We start from the raw sequence: 23,125 nt of genomic DNA, 5'->3' as shown, positions 1-23,125 counted from the left end.
ATCCCATTCCTATCTTCGTGTAATCACAAACAACTGGCGCGTCCCATCTCTGGAAATCGATGGAAAAAGCACCTGATCACTCGTGCGATTCCAGCACGGCGCGGGATCGCTCCTCAAATCCCCCGATATCCACGCCCCCTGATCGTATCGCTCGGTTCGCGCCCATGCCCCGTCAGCCATGCGATACATCACATAAACCGTTCCGCGCTTTGGTCCCGAACCATTGATGACCCACTTCCCATCTGGGGAAAACGCATTGTCTCCGCCAGGCTCCGGAAAAACAGACTGATCTCCCAAAGTCCGTACAATTTTCTGCTCATCGGTATCGTACACTACCAGATCATCTGCATTGTGACCGAGAATCTCATGCCCTTCCAACCACTCGGGATGACCACCAATAAAAACCTTCTGTATGGTCAAATCACTGCCATCGGAATTCACGGTAAAAGGCACATTGAGCCGATCCCCTCGCCCACCGAAATTGCCTCGCGCATAAAAATAAATCCGATCATCATCCCGGTTCCACAGCGTATGGTTGATAAACATCTCCTTGCTCTCAACTCCCGGGTGGTAATCCCGCAATGCATCTCCCAATTGGGCAAAAGATACAATCAACTCTTTTTGACCCGTATTCACATCAACCTTAAAAATCCCATCGTCCTCGGGATGTACAACCCCTTCAGTCCAGTCCGCCGCGCCGAGATATCCCGTCACCAACCGCAGACGCGCCATGCGCGCGTAATTTAATCCCAGAAAATAGCCGCCATTTTGCGCCACACCGCTGTTGCCAAACGACGTATCTTCATAGCGATACTCGCGGATCCTTTTCCCCCTGGAAATATCAAATAAAACCGTAAAAACCTTCTGCGTCTCTGGATCGCGATCATTGAAAAAAAACTGCATCTCCGGCGATTCGGGATTCCAATAAAACATCGTACCCTGCTGCGGATTCCATCCCTGCGACTGATCAACTATCTGGATCGAATACTCATTCTCAGTATCGATCAAAATCACATCCGCTGCCTCGCCAGGTCCGGGCATATGATCCTGAAAACCATTCCGCAACGCGACGATATAGCGACCGCTCTGATTCCAGGGAATGGTCTGCGACTGACCGATATAACCAAAAAAGTGATGTTTGGGACCATACGTGATCTGCTCAACTTCAAGCTCAAATGAATCTGACAATTTATTCTCCTCGTGTATTTTACGGATTAAACTCCTATCGCATAGCCATCGCGTCTCGGATCTGCACCGCCCATCAGCGCGCCCGATTCTGCATCTACCACAATACCCTGCGCACCCCCGCAAACGGGTGAATAATCGGGCAACACCTTCACATCGTGCCCACGCGCTTTCAGTGCGCGCCGAATAGACTTCGACACCCGCCCTTCAATAGACACATTAGTACCTGCACTCTCAATGCGGAACCGGGGTGCTTCAATCGCCGCCTGTATATTCATGCCGTAATCCAGCACATTGGTCAAAAATTGCACCGACGTTTGTTGAATACCCCAGCTACCCGGCGTACCCAGAGCAGAAAAAAGCGCGCCATCTCGAAACACCAGCATCGGCGACAAACACATATCCACTTTTTTGTGAGGCGCAATACAATTTGGGCTATTGGGCACAAGATCGCCCCATCGAATAAAATTGTTCAAAAACATGCCCGTATCGCCCATCATCACCCCCGACCCAAAACCCGACCCCAAACTCTGAGTTATAGCCACGGCATTGCCATCACCATCGACCACATCGAAATGTGTCGTGCATTCATTGAGCCAGGCCTTTGGATCGCCCGGGTCAACCTCGCCCGGCAACTTCGTCGCCGGATACCACTCGCCCCGATGCACGCCCGCGCGATTTCCAATCAGCTTTCGGCGTTCTTCTGCATACCCCTTCGCCAGCAATCCTTCAACAGGAGCCTGCGGGGCTGCCGCGTATTCGATCCGATCTGCATTGCCCAACTTCACAGCTTCGATGAACAGATGCAATGTCTGCTCCGAATGGTGTTCCATCTCAGCCAGATCGTATCCCTCCAGCATATTGAGCGTTTCAAGGATCTGAAATCCCGCACTCGGTGGCGGCGGACAAAATACCTCATAGCCGTGATAAGTCGTCACCAATGGATCGACCCATTCCGGTTCAAAATCCGCCAAATCGCGCTCGGACAACCAGCCCCCTTCACCCTGAATATATTCCGCCATTTCGCGCGCGAGATCTCCGCGATAAAAAACCTCCGCTCCCCCTTCAGCGACCCTTCGAAACGTCCGCGCCAAATCCTTTTGAATTAAAATCTCCCCCGGCAGAGGTCCGCGCCCACGCGACAGAATAACGTGTTCGGCCCTGTCGTTCATCTTTCCGCCACTGGTCATCGATTGGCTATTCCTCACCGTCACGGCATACCCGTTCTCCGCCAGATCAATCGCAGGCGCAAATACATCTGCTGGTGTCATCGTGCCATAGCGCTCCAACAATTCCAACCAGCCACCACAAGCACCCGGCGTCAAACACGAACGCGGCCCAGCATCTTTATCCGCCGGTCCATCAAACAACTCGGCACGCGCTTGATACGGTGTTCGCCCACAATAATCCAGCACGCGCCTGTGGTCGTTTTTCGCATCATACACAATCGCATACCCCACCCCCGCAATACCAGACATATAGGGTTCCACAACATTGAGCGCGGCAGCAACCGCCACCGCAGCATCAAACGCATTGCCCCCTTCAAGCAACATCCGCGCGCCAGATAGCGCGGCCAGCGGATGTGCGCACGCAACCATCCCGCGCGTACCCGTAACCGTTGGTCTATGTGTCACACCATGTGCTGAAAAAGCCATAACACTGCTCCTGATAGTTTGATTTCACGCCACAATAGGCCGAATTAAGATCGGTATAATCTACGTCCAAGAAAAAAAATTGGCAACCGTAGAGTCATAGCGATTATTGTTGCAGAATCTATTGCCCCAATCGCCGCACCAACGTATATTGCCCATCCACTATCCCATTCATCCATAATCTGGAAAGAAACCTTATGGACCCCGTACAACTCACGCGCGAATTTGTATCCTTCAACTCAACCAGCTATTTGAGCAACGTAGATTGCTCAAACGCCATGGCAGAAAGTATGCGCAAAGCTGGCCTCGCGGTCGAACGCATCCCCTACACAGACCCCAGCGGCGTTCCCAAACTGAACCTCGTCGGAAAAAAAGGAAATGGCACCGGTGGCCTCGCCCTGATGGGACACAACGACGTCGTACCCGCCGAAGGGTGGGCCTGGGACCCCTTTGAAGTCGTCGAAAAGGGCTCCCGCATTTACGGACGCGGCGTAGCCGACATGAAAGGTTCGGTCGCCTGCATGATCGCCACGGCAAGCCGTTTCTCCATCGACGAACTTAAACACCCCATCTACGTGGTCGTCACCGGAGATGAAGAAATCAACTGCGGAGGTGCCGATGTCGTCGCCCAAAAATCCGGGGTATTAAAAGAATCCGATGTGCGCTACGGCATTATTGGCGAACCGACCCTGCTCGACGTGGTACATGCCCACAAAGGCTCGGTCAAAATCAGCGTCACAGCCACGGGAAAAGCCACACACAGCAGCACGGGAACAGGCATCAACGCCAATCACAAACTCATCCCCTTCCTCAACGACATGCTCGCCATAGACCGCGAACTCAAAACCGACGAAAAATACCTCAACAATGCCTTTACACCCCCACACGCCACCCTCAACACCGTCATACACGGGGGTGAACAAGCATCGAACATCACCACGCCAAAAAGCGGGGCAACCCTCAACATGCGCCCCATGCCTGGGCAAGACTTCGCGCCCCTGCTCGACAAAATCAGGACACTGGCCAAAGAACGCGGAGTCCACGTCGATATCTACGACGGACTCGCTCCACTCCATACCCCCGTAGAATCTCGCATCGTGCAAGAAGCCCTCTCCGTTGCAAACAAGAGCGAACCCAAAACCGTAGCTTATGGCACCGATGGCATGATCTTTGGCAAAACCATGGAACTCGTCGTACTCGGTCCCGGCAATATCCAACAGGCACACACTATTGACGAATGGATCGAAATCGAACAACTCCATCAAGCGGTGGATACCTTCTCGGAAATGGTGCGGCGGTTTTGTAGTTAGGTACTCTCTTCCAAATATAAAAAAGCCCCGTGATCTCTCAATCACAGGGCTTTTTCATGTGTAATCGGACCGGCGCGAACCTCTACCCACCCGCAATCGACGTCACGAAATGAACCTCGCTATCGGGGGATATTTGTGTCCGCAAACCCTCTTCGGTGACAACGCCATCAATCGCAACAGCCAGTCCAGGTGCAATCCGATAATCCTCGTACACCACCCGATCTTTAATACCGGGAAATTGTGCATCCAGATTTTCGATCACCTCGCGCAGCGTATTGCCACCAACAACCACTTTTTCCTGACCATCGGTCAATTTGCGCATCAGCGAAGGAATCCACACTTCAGGCATAGTCAAACTCCTGTATCTCTGGCCCTCAGATCAGCGGATCAGGCCGAGCCGTTTCCACCGTTTTTATCCCACCAGGCTTCCAGCACGCGCGGAGGCGACATGGGCAACTCTGTCAGACGCAGGCCAATGGCATCGTAAATCGCATTGGCAACTGCTGCTGTGGGTGGCACAATCGGCACCTCTCCCACCCCGCGCACACCGTATGGATGCCCCGGATTGGGAACCTCGACAATATGCGCATCAATCATCGGCAAATCCAAACACGTTGGCATCCGATAATCCAACAAGCTGCTATTCCGCAAAATGCCATCTTCATCATACACATACTCTTCGTTGAGCGCCCAACCAATCGCCTGCGCCACGCCGCCCTGCATCTGCCCCTCCACATAAGGCGGATAAATCGCTTTTCCCGCATCCTGGAAAATCGACGCGCGCAAAATATCGACCTTACCCGTATCGGGATCGACCTCCACATCCACAATCGCCACCGCATAAGCCCCTCCAACACCTGTGGGTTTTGCCGTGGCGCGCCCCATCACTGGCCCACCCGTTGAATCGAGCTTGGCCGCCAAATCTTTAAACGTAATCGACTTCGACGGATCGGACTTCGAGCGGAACACAGCCTGATCGAACTCGACATCATCCTCAGAAATCTCCCACAAAATCGCCGCACGCGCCATCATCTGCTCTTTGATATCCTGCGCGCATTTATAAGCCGCCCAACCCGTCGCAAATGTCGTGCGCGAACCACCCGTCACACCCGTATAACCAATCGAATCCGTATCGCCCACCTGCGGACGAATCTGCTGCTCTGAAATACCCAGCACTTCTGCCATCTGCATCGCAACCGACGTACGCGTACCCCCAATATCTGTCGATCCCTCCACCAGATTGATCGTGCCATCGTCATTCACACTCGCAGCCGCACTCGAAACACCGCCCCCATTGCCCCAAAAACCAGACGCCACACCGCGACCACGATATTTTCCATTGAGCACTGTCTGATAGTGATCAGAAGAGACCGCAGCGCGAACGCATTCCTCGTGCCCAATGCGCTTATTCACAGGCCCATCTGCGCGGCGCGTGCCTTCTTTTGCAGAATTGCTCAACCGAAATTCCAGCGGATCGACCTCCAATTTCTCGGCGAGTTCATCCACCACAGTTTCAACGGCAAAAGCCGCATTCGTCGTGCCCGGCGCGCGATAAGCCGAAGAGGAGGGCTTGTTGTTCACCACATCATAACCATCCACCAGAACATGCGGGATAATATAAGGCGCCAGCATATTGCGCGCGCCCGCGCCCACGGGACTGCCAGAAAAAGCCCCCGCCTCATAGACCAGTTCGCTCTCGGCAGCGACGAGCTTGCCGTCATTGGTCGCGCCCATCTTCACCCGGATCCACGAACCCGACGTCGGGCCAGTCGCCTGCAAGACCTCAGTGCGGGTCATAATCATTTTCACCGGATGCCCGGTCTTTCTCGACAACAGCGCGGCAATCGGTTCCAAATACGCTTTGATCTTCCCGCCAAATCCCCCGCCAATCTCCAGGGGCACAACCTTAATTTGCGACACGGGGATGCCCAAAATTCTCGCAGTCTGATCCCGCACGCCAAACGCACCTTGATTGCTGCACCAGATCGTCACCACGCCATCGGCATTCCACAACACCGTGGCATTTTGCGGTTCGATATAGCCCTGATGCACCATATCCGTGAGAAACTCGCGCTCCACAATCACATCGGCTTCGTCAAATCCCTGCTCGATATCGCCCAATTCCGTGCGAAAATGCGACGCCACATTGCTAAAATTCTCGCTCCTCTCGCCCATCGAATTGGTTCTCTGGTCTTCATGTACCAGAGGGGCATCATCCTTCATCGCCTCCCGCACATCCAGCACATGGGGCAGCACCTCGTACTCTACCTCAATCAAATCCAGCGCTTCTTCGGCAATATGGACATTGGTCGCTGCCACCGCCGCCACGGGATACCCCTGATAGAGCACCTTCTCGCGTGCCAACACTGCCGCACACATATCTTTAACGCGCACCACCTCTTCGCCTAAATCGGCCAACTGCTCCTCGGCATTGAGCGCCAAATCCTGCCCCGTAACAACCGCGCGCACGCCTTCGAGCGCTTCGGCCTTGCTCGTATCAATCGACTTAATCCGAGCGTGCGCATGCGGGCTTCGCAAAACTCTGGCATGCAACATATCGGGCAAATTGAGGTCCGTACCGTAAATCGCCCTGCCCGTCACCTTATCTGCGCCATCGTGCCGCACGGGCCGCGTCCCCACGACCTTATAATCCGTAATGCCCAAATAATCTTCCTGTGGAATCGCCATTTATTCCTCCTGTGAGTTTGTATCAGAAATACATTTTCGAAAATTTGTAATCAAAACAACTAAGCGACGCGTCTTTGATCATTTCTTGACACTGCCAGAACCGAGATAGTCTGCAATACGGAGTTCATCATTGATAGCGCACTTATCCGGATCCCATAAGAGTTCTGTGCGACCTGGAGAGATCTCGTACTTTTCGCGTTCATCGGAAGATGCGTGATAAAGCGTCGGAATCCATTTCAAGGGCACAGACAGAATGCGTCCATCCGTTAATTCGATATGGATATGCACCTCATCAAAACGCACCTGATGAATAAGGGCTTCTTGAGGAAAGGTATAGGCAGAAACTGGATATGGAATATCATACCATTTCACTTCAATCCGTTCTTCAGTTTGTTCTACCTCTATACTCATACCATGCCTCCAATAAAAATGCTTGATTTTGTTCAATAATCTTCAAAGCTCGATTTAATTCAGGCGCTCTCAACGTACGACCAGAACGCGCAACTTGAATAGTGGGTTCGATCCAGACTTTAGCATCATGAGTATCATTTTGCATACCCTTTCCCACATGAACACTGGCTCGATTTTCATGAAGCGCATCAAAACTGTGAAACCAAAAAATGAGACTACCTTCTCTGAGAATCCTCGGACTCATCTAACTCCTTCTCAAAAAAAATAATTAAGACCTCGCCCCCTGTCCAGTCTTTAATTACGCATCGCTTATCTTGATACCCGACAGGGTCTCAATAGTCTTTGTCACGGCTGAAAAATCGAGTGCGCCAGCACCCAGGCTACTGGCGGCCGCATACATTTGATAGGCCACAGCCCCCAGCGGCACAGGCACATTCATCGCACGCCCCATCTCCACGCCAATACCGATATCCTTCTTCATCAAATCGAGCATAAACCCCGGCGCATACTCGTCCTTAAACACAAAATCTGCAACGCGCGCCTGAAAAGCCGACGAATCGCCCGAACTCACGCTAATCACCTGCCGCATCACCTCGGGATCAGCACCCGCTTTAACGCCCAATGTAAGCCCCTCTGCAATCGCCGCCATCGAAATACCGCCGAGCAACTGATTGACAATTTTAACCGTTTGCCCCACCCCAACATCACCCACATGAAAAATATTCTCGCTATTGCCCATCGCGTCAAAAATCCCCTGACAACGATCAAAATCGGCCTTTGCCCCACCCGCAATAATAGTCAGCGTGCCGTTAATCGCCCCAATATCTCCGCCACTCACTGGCGCATCCATCACGCGAACCCCTTTTTGCGATGCCTCCTCTGCCACATCCTGAATCGTCAACGGCGAAATCGTACTCATATCCACAATGAGATCGCCTTCAGATGCCCCGGCCAAAACCCCCTGATCGCCCAAAATGACCTCGCGCACCTCGGGATCAGCCGTCACAATCGTAATAATAATATCCGTTGCCTTGCCCACCGCCTGTGACGAAGACACATAAGTCGCCCCCGCGCCCTCCATCTCGGCCACAATCTCATCTCGCCGAGCATAAAATGTCACATCAAAACCCGCCTTCAATAAATTGTGACACATAGGCTTACCCATAATTCCCAAACCGACAAACCCTATCTTGTCCATCTCATCACTCCTTCTCTGGTAAAACATCCATTTGTCTTTGACAACTGAAATACTTCAATATAATATAACCACAACCTACCCTATCATCCAATAAAGAGCCAACCATGAACACAAAAAAATCCTCCGCCCCTTTACTCATCGGCATCGACGTTGGAACCACCAACATCAAAGCCTTGATCTTTGATCCTCGAGGTCGCGAAATCGCCCGCGCACAGGCCAAAACGCCCACGCATCATCCACAGCCAGAATGGGCGTATTACAAACCCGATGAACTCTGGAAAACCGTGAGCAACGTCCTGAAAGATACTGTTGCACAAATCGACAACCCCGCCAACATCGCGGGCATAGCCACCGCGAGCATTGGAGAAACAGGCGTCCCAATCGACAGAAGCGGAAATCCAACGGGCCATGCAATTGCGTGGTTTGACCAGCGCACCCGCCCGCAACGCGAGCAATTGCGAAAAACCTTTGACCGCGACGAACTCTTCTCGCTTACAGGGCTTCCACTACAACCCATTTCCAGCCTGTGCAAAATCCTCTGGATACGCGAACATCAGCCCGAAGCCTTTGCGCGAACCGCCACCTGGCTCAACACAGCCGATTATATTGCCTTTCGATTATCGGGCATACCCGCCACCGACTATTCCCTCGCCTCTCGCACCCTTGCCTTTGACCTCCATAGGCGGCAATGGGCAAACGATATCCTCAGTGAACTCCGTCTTTCGCCAAATCTCTTCGCACCGCTTTGCAATGCAGGAACAGACCTGGGCACCATTCTTCCCAACATCGCACGCGAAACCGGCCTGCCCCTGCACACGCGAATATGCGCTGGTGGACACGACCATATTTGTGGCGCACTTGCCGTTGGTGTTACAGAACCGGGAACAATGCTCAATTCTCTGGGCACCGCAGAAGCCATGTGCCTGCCCATTTCTCAGCCGCTTACAGACCCGCAAATAGGCCGCCAAAACTTCACCATAGGCGCGCACGTCGCACCCGACCAATATTACTTCCTCGGCGGATTGTTTACAAGCGGAGCGAGCATCGAGTGGTTCCGCAGTTTATTTGGCGAAGACGCAGATTATAACACCTTAATTTCCGAAGCGAGCGAATCGCCCCCCGGTAGTCTGGGTGTTGGCTTTCTCCCACAACTGCGCTTTACCAACCCACCCCATGCAGAAGCCATAGCACGCGGAACATTTATTGGCCTGACCCCCGATGCCAACCGAGGTACGCTCTTTCGCGCAATCCTCGAAGGTCTATCTCTGGAAATGCGCCATATTATCGACGCGTCCAAATCTCATCCCGGCGTGCCCGAAACAAAAAATATTGTCGCAATCGGCGGAGGTATCCGCAACCAACTCCTCATGCAAATCAAAGCCACTGTTCTGAACCAGCCCATCGCCCTCGCTGAAATGGATGAAGCAACAGCCCTGGGCGCGGCAGTACTCGCGGGATTGGGCACAGGTGTTTACGCGGACATCACCGATGCCCTGCACACGCTCGATATCCCCCTGCAGACCATTCACCCCATACCTGAACAGGTCGTCCATTACAACAGAATTTACAACCGCGTACACAAACAAATTTATCCGGCAGTACAAGATCTCCACCACCAGATAGACCAGATCCAGATGACAACGGTCAGATAGCCTTATCTTTGCCAATCTCCATATTCCGAAATTGCAAATCGCACAACTCGCGATAAAGCCCACCCCTATCAAACAAAGCCTCATGAGTTCCGCACTGCGCGATCTCCCCTTGATCCAGCACCAGAATGCAATCCGCATGTTGTACTGTTGACAACCGATGTGCAATAATAAATGTCGTGCGCCCCGCCATCAACCGTTCCAATGCCTGCTGCACCTGCGCCTCTGAAGCCGAATCCAGCGATGAAGTCGCTTCATCCAGCAACAAAATACGTGCATCTCTCAACAGAGCACGCGCAATTGCAACCCTCTGCCGTTGTCCCCCACTCAATTTCACGCCCTTTTCCCCAACCAACGCGCCATATCCATCTGGCAATTCCACAATAAAATCGTGGGCATTCGCATCTCGCGCCGCCTGCTCAACCTCTTCATCCGCCGCATCCAATCGCCCATATCGGATATTTTCGCCAATGGAAGTACCGAACAAATCCACATCCTGTGATACCAGCGCGATCTGTTCGCGCAGCGATACAATCTGCACATCGCGCACATCCACCCCATCCACACGCACAACCCCAGAGGTCGCATCGTAAAATCTCGGAATCAGATTCATCAGCGTCGTCTTACCCGCGCCGCTCGCCCCCACAAGTGCTATTGTTTGCCCAGGCAGGGTCTCAAATGAAACCCCCTTGATTACCGGGCGGGCGGACTGGTATCCAAACCAAACATCTTCAAACGCCACGGCACCGCGAACATCTGCAAGCGGAAACGCACCCTCGCCATCGGCAATCTCCGGTCGCGTCTCCAGCAACTCAAAAATGTGTTCTGACGCACCCACAGCAGAATTTAAGGACGCATAAAGACGCGAAATCCCCATCACAGACCGGGAAATATTCATCGCGTAAAAGATAAACGCCACCAGATCGCCCGCCGACAAGCGCCCGGCCAGCACCTCCGTGCCCCCATACCAGAAAATTACCACCAGTGCCAGCATAAAAAGAAATGCAATACAAGCCGAAAAAACCGCCTCCATAATCACGCGATAGCGCGATGTGCGAAACAAATCTTCGTTTGCCTTGCCAAACCGATTCACCTCAAAAACTTCGCGTGCAAACGCCTTAACAACCCGCACAGCCGACAGGGCTTCTTCGGCAATCGCAGTCGTATCGCCCAACCGATCCTGCACCGTGCGAGATAATTCGCGGATGCGCTGTCCAAAATAGCGCGTCCCAACAGCAGCAACCGGCGCAGCGGCAAACACTACCAGACTCAATCGCCAATTGAGAGCAACCATAGCCGCCACAGAGCCAACAGTCATAATCCCCGTCATCAAAACCTGCGAAATAGCCCCCGTCGCGGCATTTCTGATAGCCCCCACATCATTGGTCAAACGCGACATGAGTTCGCCCAACCTGTGATCGGCATAAAAGCGAAGCCCCAAAAGGTGCAAATGCGCGTAAACCTTCTTTCGCAGATCTGTCACCACGCGCTCACCCACCCAGGAAATCCAGTAATGGCTGCCAACGTGCAATAGCGACTGAAGCACAAACAGCACCAGCATGCCAAGCGCCAGCAAATCCAACTGCTGTCGATCGCCCTGCTCGAACACAGAATCCAAAAGCGACCGCAAGCCCAGCGGAATCAGCAGCCACACACCTGAAGAAAACGCGGTAAATACCAGCCCCAGAACGAGCCGCAACAAGTATGGCCGGGCAAAAGCAAAAATGCGCTTCCACGCCAGCCATAATGCCACAGGAGAATATGTCTGGTTACTTTTTTCAGCCATTCATTTTTCTCCTCAAAACAGCGGTCTCTTCAACATCTACCTCGAGATCAGCCGTAATCGCCACGCCATAAGCGTCTCGCGCGGCTTCGTGCGATAGCCGCTCCTGTTTGACATCCTCCACCACCCTTTTGGGATCGCGTTCAAAAGGCGACCCATAGCCCCCACCGCCCGGAATGCGCAACGTCACCGACTGCCCGGGTTGGAGGTCATAGCGCCCCTTTGGCGGCAGAACAGTGCCATCCGACAAAAAAAGTTCGCCGCGCCTGCCATCGCCTCCCCCCAAAAAACCGCGCGGTGCATAGCGCGTGCGATCGTACATACACGAATGCAGCGTGGGATGATCGGAGTCAACAGACAAAACCATCTCCTGCCCCAAACCACCCCGAAAAGTACCCGCACCGCCAGAATCGGGAATCAACGCGCGCCTGTGCATAATCACGGGCGACACGGACTCAATCGCTTCGGCAGGCACGCCCTTAATCCCACTGGGAAAAGCCGTCGCCGAAATCCCATCATCGCCGGGACGCGCACCCATACCTCCTGCGGAAAAAAAGATATACGCAAAGCGTTCACCCGTGCGACCTATCCCCTCCAACTGCGTATTCCAAAGCCCAGCCGACCCATCGGCAATCACGCGATCGGGAATCGCCTGAGAAAGCGCTCCCAATAGCGGCTGCGAAAGAAAATGCCCAACCAGATGCCGCGCGCCCACAGCACATGGAAATTGTGCATTTAAGATACATCCCTCGGGTGCCGTAACTGTTATGGGACGAAAACTGCCTTCATTATTGGGAATATGCGGGCTAACGGCGCATTTCAAGGGATAAGTCGTATAGGCATGCGTGTAATTGTACACCACATTGATCCCGCGATCGACCTGTGGCGACGTGCCCGTATAATCAACGATCAAACTGCGATCTTTGACAATAACTTTTGCGCGAATAACCAGCGGTCTGTCGTACCCATCGAGTTTCACCTCATCCTCATAAACACCATTTGCAATCTCCGAAATCGCCTCTCGGGTTGCCGCTTCTGACCGATCCAAAATCAGTTCCGACAAACCCTCCAGATCCACGAGATCGTAATGTTCCAGCGCCTGAAGCAACTTGACAGCCCCCACATCATTCCCTGCCTGCTGCGCGTACAAATCGCCGACAACCTGATCTGGCTCGCGCACATTTGCCCGCACAATTGCGATCAAATCGCGATTGATCTCTCCCTCGCTAAACAATTTCATAATCGGGATATTCAGGCCCTCTTCATACACCTGACGTGCACCGGCCCCCAGCGTGCGGCCACCAATATCCATGGCATGGCAAGTATTGGCAAACCACCCCACGCCCCTGCCCCGATAAAAAACCGGTGTGACAACTGTAATATCGTGCAAATGCCCCGACCCCATCCACGGATCATTGGTGAGCAAACTATCGCCGGGGTTCAGCGTATCAATCGGATACGCTTTCACGAAATGCCGCACGCAATTCGCCATTGTATTGATATGCCCCGGCGTCCCCGTCACCGCTTGCGCCAACATGTTACCCCCGCGGTCAAACACCCCCGCAGACAAATCACCGGCCTCGCGCACCACCGTTGTAAAAGAAGCGTGCATCAGCGCTGCTGCCTGCTCATTCACAATAGAAATAAGGCGATTCCAAAGCACTTCCAGCTCAACCGCATCGATCTCGCGCCCCGTCATACATCCTCCATATAAAAATCAGCGAATCTACGAATCAGCGAATCTACGAACCCCGCCCATCCTCCCAAAACCAGTATATATTTCCATTCGTCTATTCGTCTATTCGTCTATTCGTCTATTCGTCTATTCGTCTATTCGTCTATTCGCGCTTTTCCTACATCCTCCCTGATGAGAATCAGATTACCCGTATCATCGACCTGCAACACCCATCCGGGCGGCAGTACCGTAGTGGATTCAACCTCCTCGACAATAGCGGGACCTTGCAAAACAACCCTTCTTCCAAGTTCCTCTCGCCTGTAAACCGAAGTCCCGTATTTCCCTTCCGAAAAAAGAACGTCGCGCTGTCCCTCAGACACCTGATCGCCCGCGACTTCCCCAAAGGACCCAACATCGCAAATTTCCGGCTCTGGCCCCGAAACCGTCACGCGCCAGTGGATGGCCTCAACGGGAACTCCCTCACACAGGCGTCCGTATAATTTTTTATACGATGCATCAAAAGCCGCTTGAAGCGCGCCATCGGAACTTTCTGTGAATTCTCCCAAAGGTACGGGAACGCTTATCTCGTGCCCTTGCCCCACATATCGCATATCTGCCGTGCGTACCACGCGGATCTCAGAATCATCAATCCCCGCCTCTCGCACAAGCGCACGGCCTTCGTCTTCCATCTCCCCATAGAGCTTATTGACAACCTCGCGATCCAACGCGGCGATCCGCGACACAAAACTCCGCACATAATCAAAAGCAATCGGCGCGAGCATCAAACCAAAAGCCGATCCCACACCCGCAGCTGGCGGCACAATCACCCGGTCAATCCCCAATCGCATCGCAACCCCGCATGCGTGTACAGGCCCAGCCCCACCCGTTGCAACAAGCGCGTATCCATTCAAATCAATCCCGCGCTCGGCAGCGTGAACCCGCGCGGCATTGGCCATATTTTCATTCACCAAATCGTGAATACCCTGTGCGGCGCGCACGCGATCCAGCCCGATAAATCGCGCAAATTCATCGACCGCATCCGCAGCGCGACCCACATCCAGATCCATTTGTCCGCCCAAAAAATACCCGGCATTTAAATAGCCCAACAAGAGATCGGCATCCGTCACCGTGGGTAACTGTCCACCACGCGCATAACAGGCAGGACCGGGATCTGCCCCCGCACTTTGCGGCCCAACCGTGGGCAAACCCAATTCACTCGCATGCGCGATACTGCCTCCACCTGCTCCAATCTCGATCATATCGAGCACGGGTACGAGCAAGGGCAATCCGCTGCCGCGCTTGAAGCGATAAACCCGTGCGACCTCTGATTCAGTCGTAATGGGAAACGCCCCATTTTCGCTCAAAATGGCCTTTGCCGTCGTGCCCCCCATATCAAATGCGAGAATCTGCCGATACCCCGACCGATTGCCGTAATGCGCCGCGGCAAGCGCGCCGCCGCAAGGACCGGATTCTACGAGACGCACGGGAAAACGCATTGCGGTCTGCACAGAACACGACCCACCGTTTGACAGCATAATATGCAGCGGTGCCAAAATCCCCAGCGCCTTCAACCCATCTTCCAAACGCGCGAGATATTTTTCCACCATAGGCTGCACATAAGCATTTGCCACAGTCGTGGAAGTGCGCTCAAATTCTCGAAGTTCGGCGGCAACCCTGTGCGAAACCGAAATGCCTGCATCGGGCATAAGAAAACGCACAATCTCCTCTGCACGACGCTCGTGATCGGGATTGACATAAGCGTGCAAAAACACAATGGCGACCGCCTCCACCCCGGCTTCGCGCAACGCCTCGCAGGCTTTGACCACATCATCTTCATTTAATGGCGTCATCACCTCGCCACGCGCGTACAGCCGCTCCCGCACCTCAACGCGCAACCGCCTCTCAACGAGGGGTTCAGGCAATTTTAAAAACAAATCGTAGATATCGTAACGTCCTTCGCGCCCGATTTCCAGCGCGTCTCGAAAACCCGCTGTCGCAATCAGCCCGGTCTTAGCCCCCCTGCGCTCAATCAGCGCGTTTGTCACCAGCGTCGTGCCGTGAACCGCTCGGGAAATCGCGCCTGGCGATACCCCATCGAGCACCTCTTTCACGCCCTCCAGCACACTGACCGAAGGGTCTGGAGACTGCGTCAACACCTTCGCCACAGACAAAACACCCGAAGCGTGTTCTCTCAACACAACATCTGTGAATGTGCCGCCAATATCTATTGCAAGCGTGTATGCCTCGTCGCTCACCATCATCTCCTTTGCATTTATTTTTCTTCTTCATCTCAAAAATAAAGAACAGCCCCTTTACCAACAAAGACAAAATTGACCTTGACAAGCCATGATCCTTTTTGTAATTTTTGAGTCCTCACAACGAGCGGGAATAGCTCAGCTGGCTAGAGCATCTGCTTGCCATGCAGAAGGTCGCGGGTTCGAATCCCGTTTCCCGCTCCATTAATCCAACCCGTTAAATTAACGGGTTTTTTTTATGGAGCAAACCGCTTGTCATCAGCTCTTGCCCGAGAAATAGCCAACCTTCGCCTGCCCGCACTTGCCCTTTGGGCACCTGGACCGCACATGCTCACCCCTGCGGTTCGCCGGGTCTTGCAAACATATCAGACGACCTATTCCCACCGATCCGCTGCATTTCAAGCTTGCTATCAAAAAACTGTAGATTTGCTGCGCGAAGTCTTTCAAATTCCACGCGGATTTACGCCGCTCATCTTCGGTCACACCGGCAGCTACAACTGGGAAATGGTCGTCACCAATACGCCCTGCAATAGCGCGACACTGGGCATGGACATCGGTGCTTTTTCCAAAAAATGGGCACAGATCTTCACAAGTCACGGACGCAACATCGACATCTTAAAAGCAGCCTGGGGCGACGGCATCTGCGCTCGGACATGGTCCAATGCCATTGCAAAAAATTACGACCTTGCCCTTTTAACCCACAACGAAACATCTACCGGTGTTATGCTACCCGTACAGGAAATGTGTGACACCGTCCGCAACACATCTCCCAAAACCCTGATTGCCATCGATGCAGTCAGCATAGCAGGGGCATCAGATACGCCGATTGAGACCCTGCGCCCCGACTACTATCTCTGGAGCCTGCAAAAAGATTTCGCGTGCCCTACCATCGGCTCTGTCATGATTGTATCCGACCGCGCGTTTGACATCGCAGCCAACACGCCAAACCGCGGTTATGTCCTCGACTTGATCGAATGGCGAACGCGCGCAAAAACAGCCCAAACCCCCATGACCGTAGCCGACCTGACCCTACAATGTCTGAATGCGCGTCTCGAAGAAATGAAACGAGAAGGCGACCAGCGCTTCAAACGCCACCAGAGCCTCGCCCACATGCAACGCGAATGGGCGAGAAAACATGGCCTGAACCTCATAGCCAAACCGGGATACGAGAGCCTGACCGTAAATGCCATCCTCTTACCAGACTACATCTCGGGCTCTGATTTCGTCGATCGCGCAAAAAAATTGCTCAATGTACAACTCGCCCCGGGCTATGGCGACACCAGAGACAAAGCCTTCCGCATTGCGGCTATGGGCCACACGTCAGAATGCGATATGCGACGCGTACTCAGGGGCATCTCCCTCATCCTCAACAACTGGTCAAAACTCGAGTAATCCCATGCCACCTCCCACCTCCATGATCTGCCCAGGCTGTGGCTACCTCATCAATACCGATGAGAAAAGATGCCCACATTGCGGCGCTTATAATCCCAGTCTCTGGGGTGTCGGTCCCGCGCTGAACCGACTTTTCGGCGGTCGCATCGACGTCCTCACCCTGATACCCACCGCGTGTATTGCCCTTTACGCAGTCAGTCTATTGCTCGACCTCGGCGCCGCACTGTCTATGGGCGGCGGGCTTTTTGGCATGCTAAGCCCTGGCAATATCCCGCTGATCGTTCTCGGTATGACCCATGGCGAAGCCCCCTGGTGGACCGTGCTCACCGCGACATATCTTCACGGCAGCCTCCTCCACATACTGTTCAACGTCCTGTGGATCCGGCAACTCGGTCCTGAGGTCGGGCAATTCTTCGGTCCGGCGCGCTATTTTATCATCTACACCGTCGCGGGAGCTATCGGCTTCATCCTATCCAATCTCATCTCAGGCTACCCCACCGTAGGCGCTTCAGGGGCTATTTTTGGACTTTTTGCCGCCATCATTGTGTACGGCCGCAAGCAGAAAACGCAGATGATGTCCCTAATGACGCGGCAGATGTGGCAATGGGCCATCATGCTATTTGTCCTGGGCTTTCTCATGAGCGGCGTCAACAACTGGGCGCATCTGGGCGGTTTTATCGGCGGCTGGATCGCAGCGCAAATCCTCGTTTCAAGTGCAGAATACCGCGAAGGACGCATCACCATTCTCATAGCCCTGATCTGTCTTTTGCTCACCGTCCTCGGCTTTGTCCTCTCAATCTTAGAATACTTCCCACTCCTCCTGTCCTGACGCAGGCTTATCCCCCCAATCTCACATCCACAGGCTCAGGTATCCAGGAAGCAGTAATACCCAGATCGCTGTGAATAACCTGTGCTGCATTATAACCCGGCAAACCGGTCACATTGCCACCGGGATGACAGCACGACCCGCAAAGATACAGCCCTTCAAAATATCCCCGATAATGCCCGGCACCGGGAAAAGGACGGTTATAACCCGTCTGCCCATTTGTAAACGCACCCACGAGCAAATCCCCATCCCGCATATTGGGCAATGCGCGTTCGACATCCAGCGGACTGCGAACAAAAGAATCGATCACGCAATCCTTCAAATTAGGCGCGTATTCAGACCACATATCCAGCATATCGCGACCAACCACATCCCGCTGACTATCCCAGTTTGCAGAATCGCCATACAGGTGAAACGGCAACTTCTGCCACATAAACGCCGTGTGTTTTCCCAAAGGAGCCTGCGTTGTGTCAAAATGCGTTGGACACGCGCCCCACATCACAGTCGGCGGAATCGTTCCCTTTTCGTGGTGGGCAACAATATCCCCATATTGATCCGCGTGTTCCAGCCCCAGAATAACCATCAGCGAATCCGCCACCTCCGGATGTTTTTCCACAGCGCGATAACGCGGCGATTCACCCAAATTCAAATGGAGTGCGAACAGCGGAGCCAGCACATTGTACTGAAATCTCTCGACCCGGTTTTGCCACATCCCGGGCAATGCCTCGCGGTCAATCAAATCGAGAAACGTCTGATGGGGATTCAAGCTGGACACAACCACAGGCGCTTTAATATACTTCCCATCCGTCGTTTCAACACCTCTAACGCGATTATCCTCCACCACAATGCGCCCGGGTACAGTTTGCAACCATATCTCCCCACCCATCTCAGAAATAGCAGCAATTAGTGCGCGCGCCAGCCCCGCGGATCCACCCACACACATCTGAGCTTTCCCCTTGCTCGCCAGCAAAGCCGGTATATGGTGTCCAAATCCCGCGGCGCGCAAATCCACTTCGCGCAGACCATTGAAAAACAACAATCCAGCCCGAATAACCGGGTGTTCAAATTCCCGATTCACAAACTCCAGCGGAGAAAGCGCGCTGACTTCGAGCAACATCTTCCCCTCTCGGGACTGCGACAAAATTTTTCGCCTCAACGCCTGCGGCAAAGGCGGCGCCTGTGCCTCTACAGACAGAATATTTCTCACAACGGGGTCAAACGCATTGCGCCATCGCCGAAGTGTCTGTGCATCCCTTTTGCTAAACCGTGCAAAACTGTCTTCAGTGCGTTCAAAATCCGTGTACCATTTCAGCACATCGCCATTTCGCAGCACAAGCGCCACATTCAGTTCGGGTTCAATATAGCGCGCGCCATACCGTTCCAGGTGCAAATCGTCAAACCACGGCATTTGCGTGATGGCGCGATGAAAAAAAGAATGCGTATTGTGCAAAAAACCCGGATAACGGGGGTCTTCAACAGTCGCCAGCCCGCCTCCGGGTTTATCCGTTCGCTCCAGGCAAATCACATCGAGTCCTGCGCGACACAAATACGCCTGCAAAATGAGGCCATTGTGCCCGGCACCCAGCACAATCGCATCAGTCGTTATATCCTCTCCCATATCTCACCAATAGCGTTCTATATGTATCTGCCCGGGATCTCTCCGTTTATGCTCCTTAAAACCCTCTGAAATCAAAATTTCTGTCACATCATCGCACATATAGGGATTACCGCATACAAACACATGCGTATCTTCCGGTGTGGGATGTCCCCCCCAGACCTCATCGAGCGGACCATCTGTCCACAAATTCTGCACATAACCCGTATATCCGCTCCACGCCACATGCTCATTTGCCGGACGGCTAATCTGGGGGATATAAATAAAATTAGCGCATAAATCCTGCATCATCTCCAACTCTGATCGATACCCCAAGTCCCATGAATGTCGCGCCCCGTGCAACACCACAAAACGCCGCTCTGTGTTTTCTTTCAAATAAGTCCGCAACATACTCATATAAGGCGCCAAGCCCGTACCCGTCGCCACCATCACGACATTTTTATTTGGCGGAACATCTTGCAGCGTAAACATACCCGTAATTTTTGGCCCCAACCAGAGGCGATCGCCAATTTCGAGTGCGAATAACCTGGGCGTCAACGCCCCCGACCTCACCAGGGTGATATAAAACTCGAGGTACTCTGTTGCCACCGAAGAAGATGCAATAGAATACGCCCGCCGGATCAAACCTCTCTGCGGCTTCTCATAATCTTCGACAGGATCTGAATACTCTGTGCGGGGTGCCTCGGGAGGCAATCCGATCACGCCAAATTGTCCGGCTTCAAAAGCTGGCAATTCCCATCCGTCGGGCACAACGCGAAGAATAATCAAATCGGGGGTCACTTCGAGACGTTGTGTCACAACGGCATTGAGTTCATCCTTCGGCAAACCACCCTCCTTAAGCTAAGGTTATACCAACTGCCTGTCCTGTTTCGCAAATCTGTCGCCAGGTCTCATCATCTATATCTACACCACGGGCTTCTTTCTCCCGCCGCATGCGCGCTTCCATCTCACCTGGCATCAAAATTTCATCAAACCCGGGCGCGAGCCGGGCACTCTTCAAAAACTGAACAAATGATTGCATCTCATCGCGAAATTGATCGCGTCCGACAAAAGCCCCAATATCCAGCGCCATAATAAACACCCCATTGCCACCGGAAAGTCCACCTTCGCGACTGCAACCACCGCCACCGAGTGCGCCAGACAAAACATCGACCACCACAGAGAGCGCGTAGCCCTTATGCGCGGAAATCCCGCCAAAAGGCAAAATAACCCCTCTGGGAGGACCGTAAAACTTTGCCGGATCCGTCGTCGGATCACCCTCTGCATCAATAACCCAGCCTTCGGGCAGCGATTCCCCCAAATTGCGCTTCACCCGAATTTTCCCCTCCGCGACAACACTCGTGGTCAAATCCACGACAATTGGAAAATCGCCCCCCGTGGGAATGCCCACGGCAATGGGATTGGGCGACATGCGCGCGTCAATGCCGCCAAACGGATGCTGAAGCAATCCCCCGCCGTGATTGTTGCACATCACAATGCCAATCATCTCGGCCTCGGCAGCGACCTCCACATATTCGCCCAAACGTCCAATATGCCCGCTATTGAAAAGTTCGACCACGGCAACCGACCGCTGTTTTGCTTTCTCCATTGCCAGTGCCATAGCCTGATGGCAAACCGTTTGTCCAAACCCCCAACCACCATCGACAACCGCCGAAGCATCGGCCTCGCGCACAACCGCGATCTCTTGCCCTGCATGCACGCGCCCTTCCTCGAGTGCCTGAACGTATTGCACCAGGCGAATCACACCGTGGGAATCGTGCCCCATCAAATTGGACAACACCAGCGAATGCGCAATCTGGCGCGCTTCTTCCGCGCCCAGACCCGCGCCTTCAAACACCTGTGTACAGGCCCCTTTGAGCCTCTCAACATCCAGAACAGGCATACACTCTCCTCCCAAATCGCAATCGGGCCATAATCTACCATTAACGAGCATAATGGTCAATAATTGAGTCTAATTTCTCACCCCTCAAAGCATCTTCTCTTTGCGATGCACCAGTTGCACGCAAACGCCCCAGGGATCGCGCAGCATCGCCAGCGTATCCCCTGCATCCGTGGGTTCGGGTTCCTGCACAACCGTTGCACCCGCGGCTTTCAATCGCGCGAAATCGGCCTCAATATCCTCGGTCGCATAAGCAAAATGCAGTGCCAGATGGTGCATCGAAGCATAATCTGGCGTCTCCACCTCTGGCTGGTGATAAAGCTCGTACATCGTCTCCCCTTCCGAATCCGCCACAAACGTCATCTTGATGGGTGGTGGCCCCTGGCGCACAACGCGCATACCCAGATTATCGCAATACCACTTTGCAACCACATCGGGATCATCAACCACAAAAGCAATGTGTTCAACCTTCATCTCTTTCTCCTTTTACGAATGATGGGCAGATTCATGGGTCTGCCCCTACCCAGCCATACCTTCCAACTGCAATACATCGCTCAAATGACAGCGCACCGCATGCCCTGGCGCGATCTCGCGCAATTCTGGAACTTCCTCCTTACATTGATCCTCAGCATAAGGACAGCGCGGATGAAACGCGCATCCCGAAGGCGTATTCCCGGGATCCGCTACCTCGCCAGACAGCAAAACGCGCTTCTTCTTTCGTTTGGGATCTGGATTGGGCACCGCCGACAAAAGTGCCTCGGTATAGGGATGCGCCGGACTTTGAAAAAGCTGATCAACCGGAGCCAATTCCACAACCTTACCCACATACATCACCGCCACGCGGTCGGAAATATGGCGCACCACACTCAAATCGTGCGCGACAAACAAATACGTCAACCCGAACTTTTCTTGCAACTCCTGAAGCAAATTGAGCACCTGCGCCTGCACAGAGACATCCAGCGCGGAAACGGGTTCATCCGCCACGATCAACCTGGGATGCAATGCCAGTGCCCTCGCAATGCCAATACGCTGCCGCTGCCCCCCGCTAAAAGCGTGTGGATACCGCCGCAAAAAATGGGGATTCAACCCCACCTGAGCGAGCAATTCCCGCACGCGCGTCTCCCGTTCGTGGCGATCTGCGACCCCATTGACCAGCAGCGGTTCACCAATAATATCGAGCACCGTCATACGCGGATTCAAAGAAGCATAGGGATCTTGAAAAATCATCTGCATATCTCGGCGCAATGACTTGAGCACATCGTGAGGCGCCCGTGCAACATCGACCTCCTCGCTATCCTTGCGGAACCACACCTCGCCAGCCGTGGGGGCTATCGCCCGCAAAATCGTGCGCCCAACCGTTGTTTTACCCGATCCACTTTCCCCTACCAGTCCCAGGCACTCACCCTCAAACAAATCAAAACTCACGCCATCTACGGCTTTGACCTGGCCGACAACCGTATTGAAAAAACCACGCGTAATAGGAAAATGCTTTCTTAGATCGCGCACCCGCAACAGGGCATTCTGTTCACGCATCGCGCACATCCTCTCGGCAAAACAGCGAATCAACGAATCAGCGAATCAACGAATCAACGAACCCCGCCCATCCT

19 protein-coding genes and 1 tRNA gene are annotated in these 23,125 nt (G+C 53.5%); 5 read left to right on the top strand and 15 right to left on the bottom strand.

Annotated elements, in window-relative coordinates:
• Positions 1 to 9: 9 nt before the first annotated feature.
• Positions 10 to 1,275, bottom strand: a complete 1,266-nt coding sequence (locus F4Y39_02040; GenBank protein MYC12487.1) for a hypothetical protein — start codon at positions 1,273 to 1,275, stop codon at positions 10 to 12.
• Complete coding sequence (ggt, locus tag F4Y39_02035; GenBank protein MYC12486.1) at positions 1,215 to 2,840, bottom strand: gamma-glutamyltransferase; 1,626 nt, start codon at positions 2,838 to 2,840, stop codon at positions 1,215 to 1,217. Before ggt ends, F4Y39_02040 begins: the two co-directional genes overlap by 61 nt.
• Before the next feature lie 194 nt (positions 2,841 to 3,034).
• Between ggt and F4Y39_02030 the strand changes: the two genes are divergently transcribed.
• Complete coding sequence (locus tag F4Y39_02030) at positions 3,035 to 4,147, top strand: M20 family metallopeptidase (protein ID MYC12485.1); 1,113 nt, start codon at positions 3,035 to 3,037, stop codon at positions 4,145 to 4,147.
• A gap of 82 nt (positions 4,148 to 4,229) precedes the next feature.
• Here F4Y39_02030 and F4Y39_02025 read toward each other — a convergent pair whose 3' ends face one another.
• From F4Y39_02025 to F4Y39_02005, 5 genes are all read right to left on the bottom strand, one after another.
• Positions 4,230 to 4,496 (bottom strand): MoaD/ThiS family protein, encoded by a 267-nt coding sequence (locus F4Y39_02025; GenBank protein ID MYC12484.1) that lies wholly within the window; start codon positions 4,494 to 4,496, stop codon positions 4,230 to 4,232.
• Positions 4,497 to 4,534: 38 nt separating this feature from the next.
• Positions 4,535 to 6,835 carry a xanthine dehydrogenase family protein molybdopterin-binding subunit gene (locus tag F4Y39_02020; GenBank protein MYC12483.1) on the bottom strand — a complete coding sequence of 767 codons (2,301 nt, stop codon included), beginning with the start codon at positions 6,833 to 6,835 and terminating at the stop codon, positions 4,535 to 4,537.
• 78 nt (positions 6,836 to 6,913) lie between these two features.
• The gene (locus F4Y39_02015; protein MYC12482.1) at positions 6,914 to 7,246 is read right to left on the bottom strand and encodes a DUF2442 domain-containing protein; all 333 of its coding nucleotides are present in this window, start codon (positions 7,244 to 7,246) and stop codon (positions 6,914 to 6,916) included.
• Positions 7,221 to 7,490, bottom strand: a complete 270-nt coding sequence (locus F4Y39_02010) for a DUF4160 domain-containing protein (protein ID MYC12481.1) — start codon at positions 7,488 to 7,490, stop codon at positions 7,221 to 7,223. The genes F4Y39_02015 and F4Y39_02010 overlap by 26 nt, the downstream gene beginning before the upstream one ends.
• A gap of 54 nt (positions 7,491 to 7,544) precedes the next feature.
• Positions 7,545 to 8,471, bottom strand: a complete 927-nt coding sequence (locus F4Y39_02005; protein MYC12480.1) for an NAD(P)-dependent oxidoreductase — start codon at positions 8,469 to 8,471, stop codon at positions 7,545 to 7,547.
• A 77-nt stretch (positions 8,472 to 8,548) separates the two neighbouring features.
• On the opposite strand from F4Y39_02005, the gene F4Y39_02000 reads away from it, so the two are divergent.
• Positions 8,549 to 10,096: a carbohydrate kinase gene (locus F4Y39_02000; GenBank protein MYC12479.1), complete on the top strand. Its 1,548-nt coding sequence runs from the start codon at positions 8,549 to 8,551 to the stop codon at positions 10,094 to 10,096.
• Here F4Y39_02000 and F4Y39_01995 read toward each other — a convergent pair.
• From F4Y39_01995 to F4Y39_01985, 3 genes are all read right to left on the bottom strand, one after another.
• The gene (locus F4Y39_01995; protein ID MYC12478.1) at positions 10,089 to 11,879 is read right to left on the bottom strand and encodes an ATP-binding cassette domain-containing protein; all 1,791 of its coding nucleotides are present in this window, start codon (positions 11,877 to 11,879) and stop codon (positions 10,089 to 10,091) included. The two genes, F4Y39_02000 and F4Y39_01995, sit on opposite strands and share 8 nt — an antisense overlap.
• Positions 11,872 to 13,575 (bottom strand): hydantoinase B/oxoprolinase family protein, encoded by a 1,704-nt coding sequence (locus F4Y39_01990; protein ID MYC12477.1) that lies wholly within the window; start codon positions 13,573 to 13,575, stop codon positions 11,872 to 11,874. Before F4Y39_01990 ends, F4Y39_01995 begins: the two co-directional genes overlap by 8 nt.
• Positions 13,576 to 13,706: 131 nt before the next feature.
• Positions 13,707 to 15,809 carry a hydantoinase/oxoprolinase family protein gene (locus F4Y39_01985; GenBank protein MYC12476.1) on the bottom strand — a complete coding sequence of 701 codons (2,103 nt, stop codon included), beginning with the start codon at positions 15,807 to 15,809 and terminating at the stop codon, positions 13,707 to 13,709.
• A 124-nt stretch (positions 15,810 to 15,933) separates the two neighbouring features.
• Between F4Y39_01985 and F4Y39_01980 the strand changes: the two genes are divergently transcribed.
• The 3 genes from F4Y39_01980 (at position 15,934) to F4Y39_01970 (ending at position 18,027) form a co-directional block, all read left to right on the top strand.
• A tRNA-Gly gene (locus F4Y39_01980) sits at positions 15,934 to 16,010 on the top strand.
• A gap of 48 nt (positions 16,011 to 16,058) precedes the next feature.
• A complete protein-coding gene (locus F4Y39_01975; GenBank protein MYC12475.1) occupies positions 16,059 to 17,198 on the top strand; it encodes an alanine--glyoxylate aminotransferase family protein in 1,140 nt (379 codons plus the stop codon).
• Positions 16,990 to 18,027: a rhomboid family intramembrane serine protease gene (locus F4Y39_01970; GenBank protein MYC12474.1), complete on the top strand. Its 1,038-nt coding sequence runs from the start codon at positions 16,990 to 16,992 to the stop codon at positions 18,025 to 18,027. Before F4Y39_01975 ends, F4Y39_01970 begins: the two co-directional genes overlap by 209 nt.
• Before the next feature lie 7 nt (positions 18,028 to 18,034).
• Here the strand turns inward: F4Y39_01970 and F4Y39_01965 are convergent, their stop codons facing one another.
• Genes F4Y39_01965 through F4Y39_01945 form a run of 5 tightly spaced genes read right to left on the bottom strand, consistent with a single transcriptional unit; the run spans position 18,035 to position 23,060 of the window.
• Positions 18,035 to 19,642 carry an NAD(P)/FAD-dependent oxidoreductase gene (locus tag F4Y39_01965; protein MYC12473.1) on the bottom strand — a complete coding sequence of 536 codons (1,608 nt, stop codon included), beginning with the start codon at positions 19,640 to 19,642 and terminating at the stop codon, positions 18,035 to 18,037.
• Positions 19,643 to 19,645: 3 nt separating this feature from the next.
• Positions 19,646 to 20,464, bottom strand: coding sequence for a ferredoxin--NADP reductase (locus F4Y39_01960; protein ID MYC12472.1), 819 nt, complete (start codon positions 20,462 to 20,464; stop codon positions 19,646 to 19,648).
• Between the two features lie 10 nt (positions 20,465 to 20,474).
• A complete protein-coding gene (locus tag F4Y39_01955) occupies positions 20,475 to 21,572 on the bottom strand; it encodes an Ldh family oxidoreductase (GenBank protein ID MYC12471.1) in 1,098 nt (365 codons plus the stop codon).
• Positions 21,573 to 21,605: 33 nt separating this feature from the next.
• Positions 21,606 to 21,992 carry a VOC family protein gene (locus tag F4Y39_01950; protein MYC12470.1) on the bottom strand — a complete coding sequence of 129 codons (387 nt, stop codon included), beginning with the start codon at positions 21,990 to 21,992 and terminating at the stop codon, positions 21,606 to 21,608.
• A 45-nt stretch (positions 21,993 to 22,037) separates the two neighbouring features.
• The gene (locus F4Y39_01945) at positions 22,038 to 23,060 is read right to left on the bottom strand and encodes a dipeptide ABC transporter ATP-binding protein (protein ID MYC12469.1); all 1,023 of its coding nucleotides are present in this window, start codon (positions 23,058 to 23,060) and stop codon (positions 22,038 to 22,040) included.
• Between the last annotated feature and the right edge of the window lie 65 nt (positions 23,061 to 23,125).

The sequence above is a fragment of the Gemmatimonadota bacterium genome (assembly GCA_009838845.1).
Lineage (GTDB): Bacteria > Latescibacterota > UBA2968 > UBA2968 > UBA2968 > VXRD01.
The sequence above is the reverse complement of the archived record's forward strand: the minus strand, read 5'-3'. Positions and strand labels throughout refer to the sequence as shown.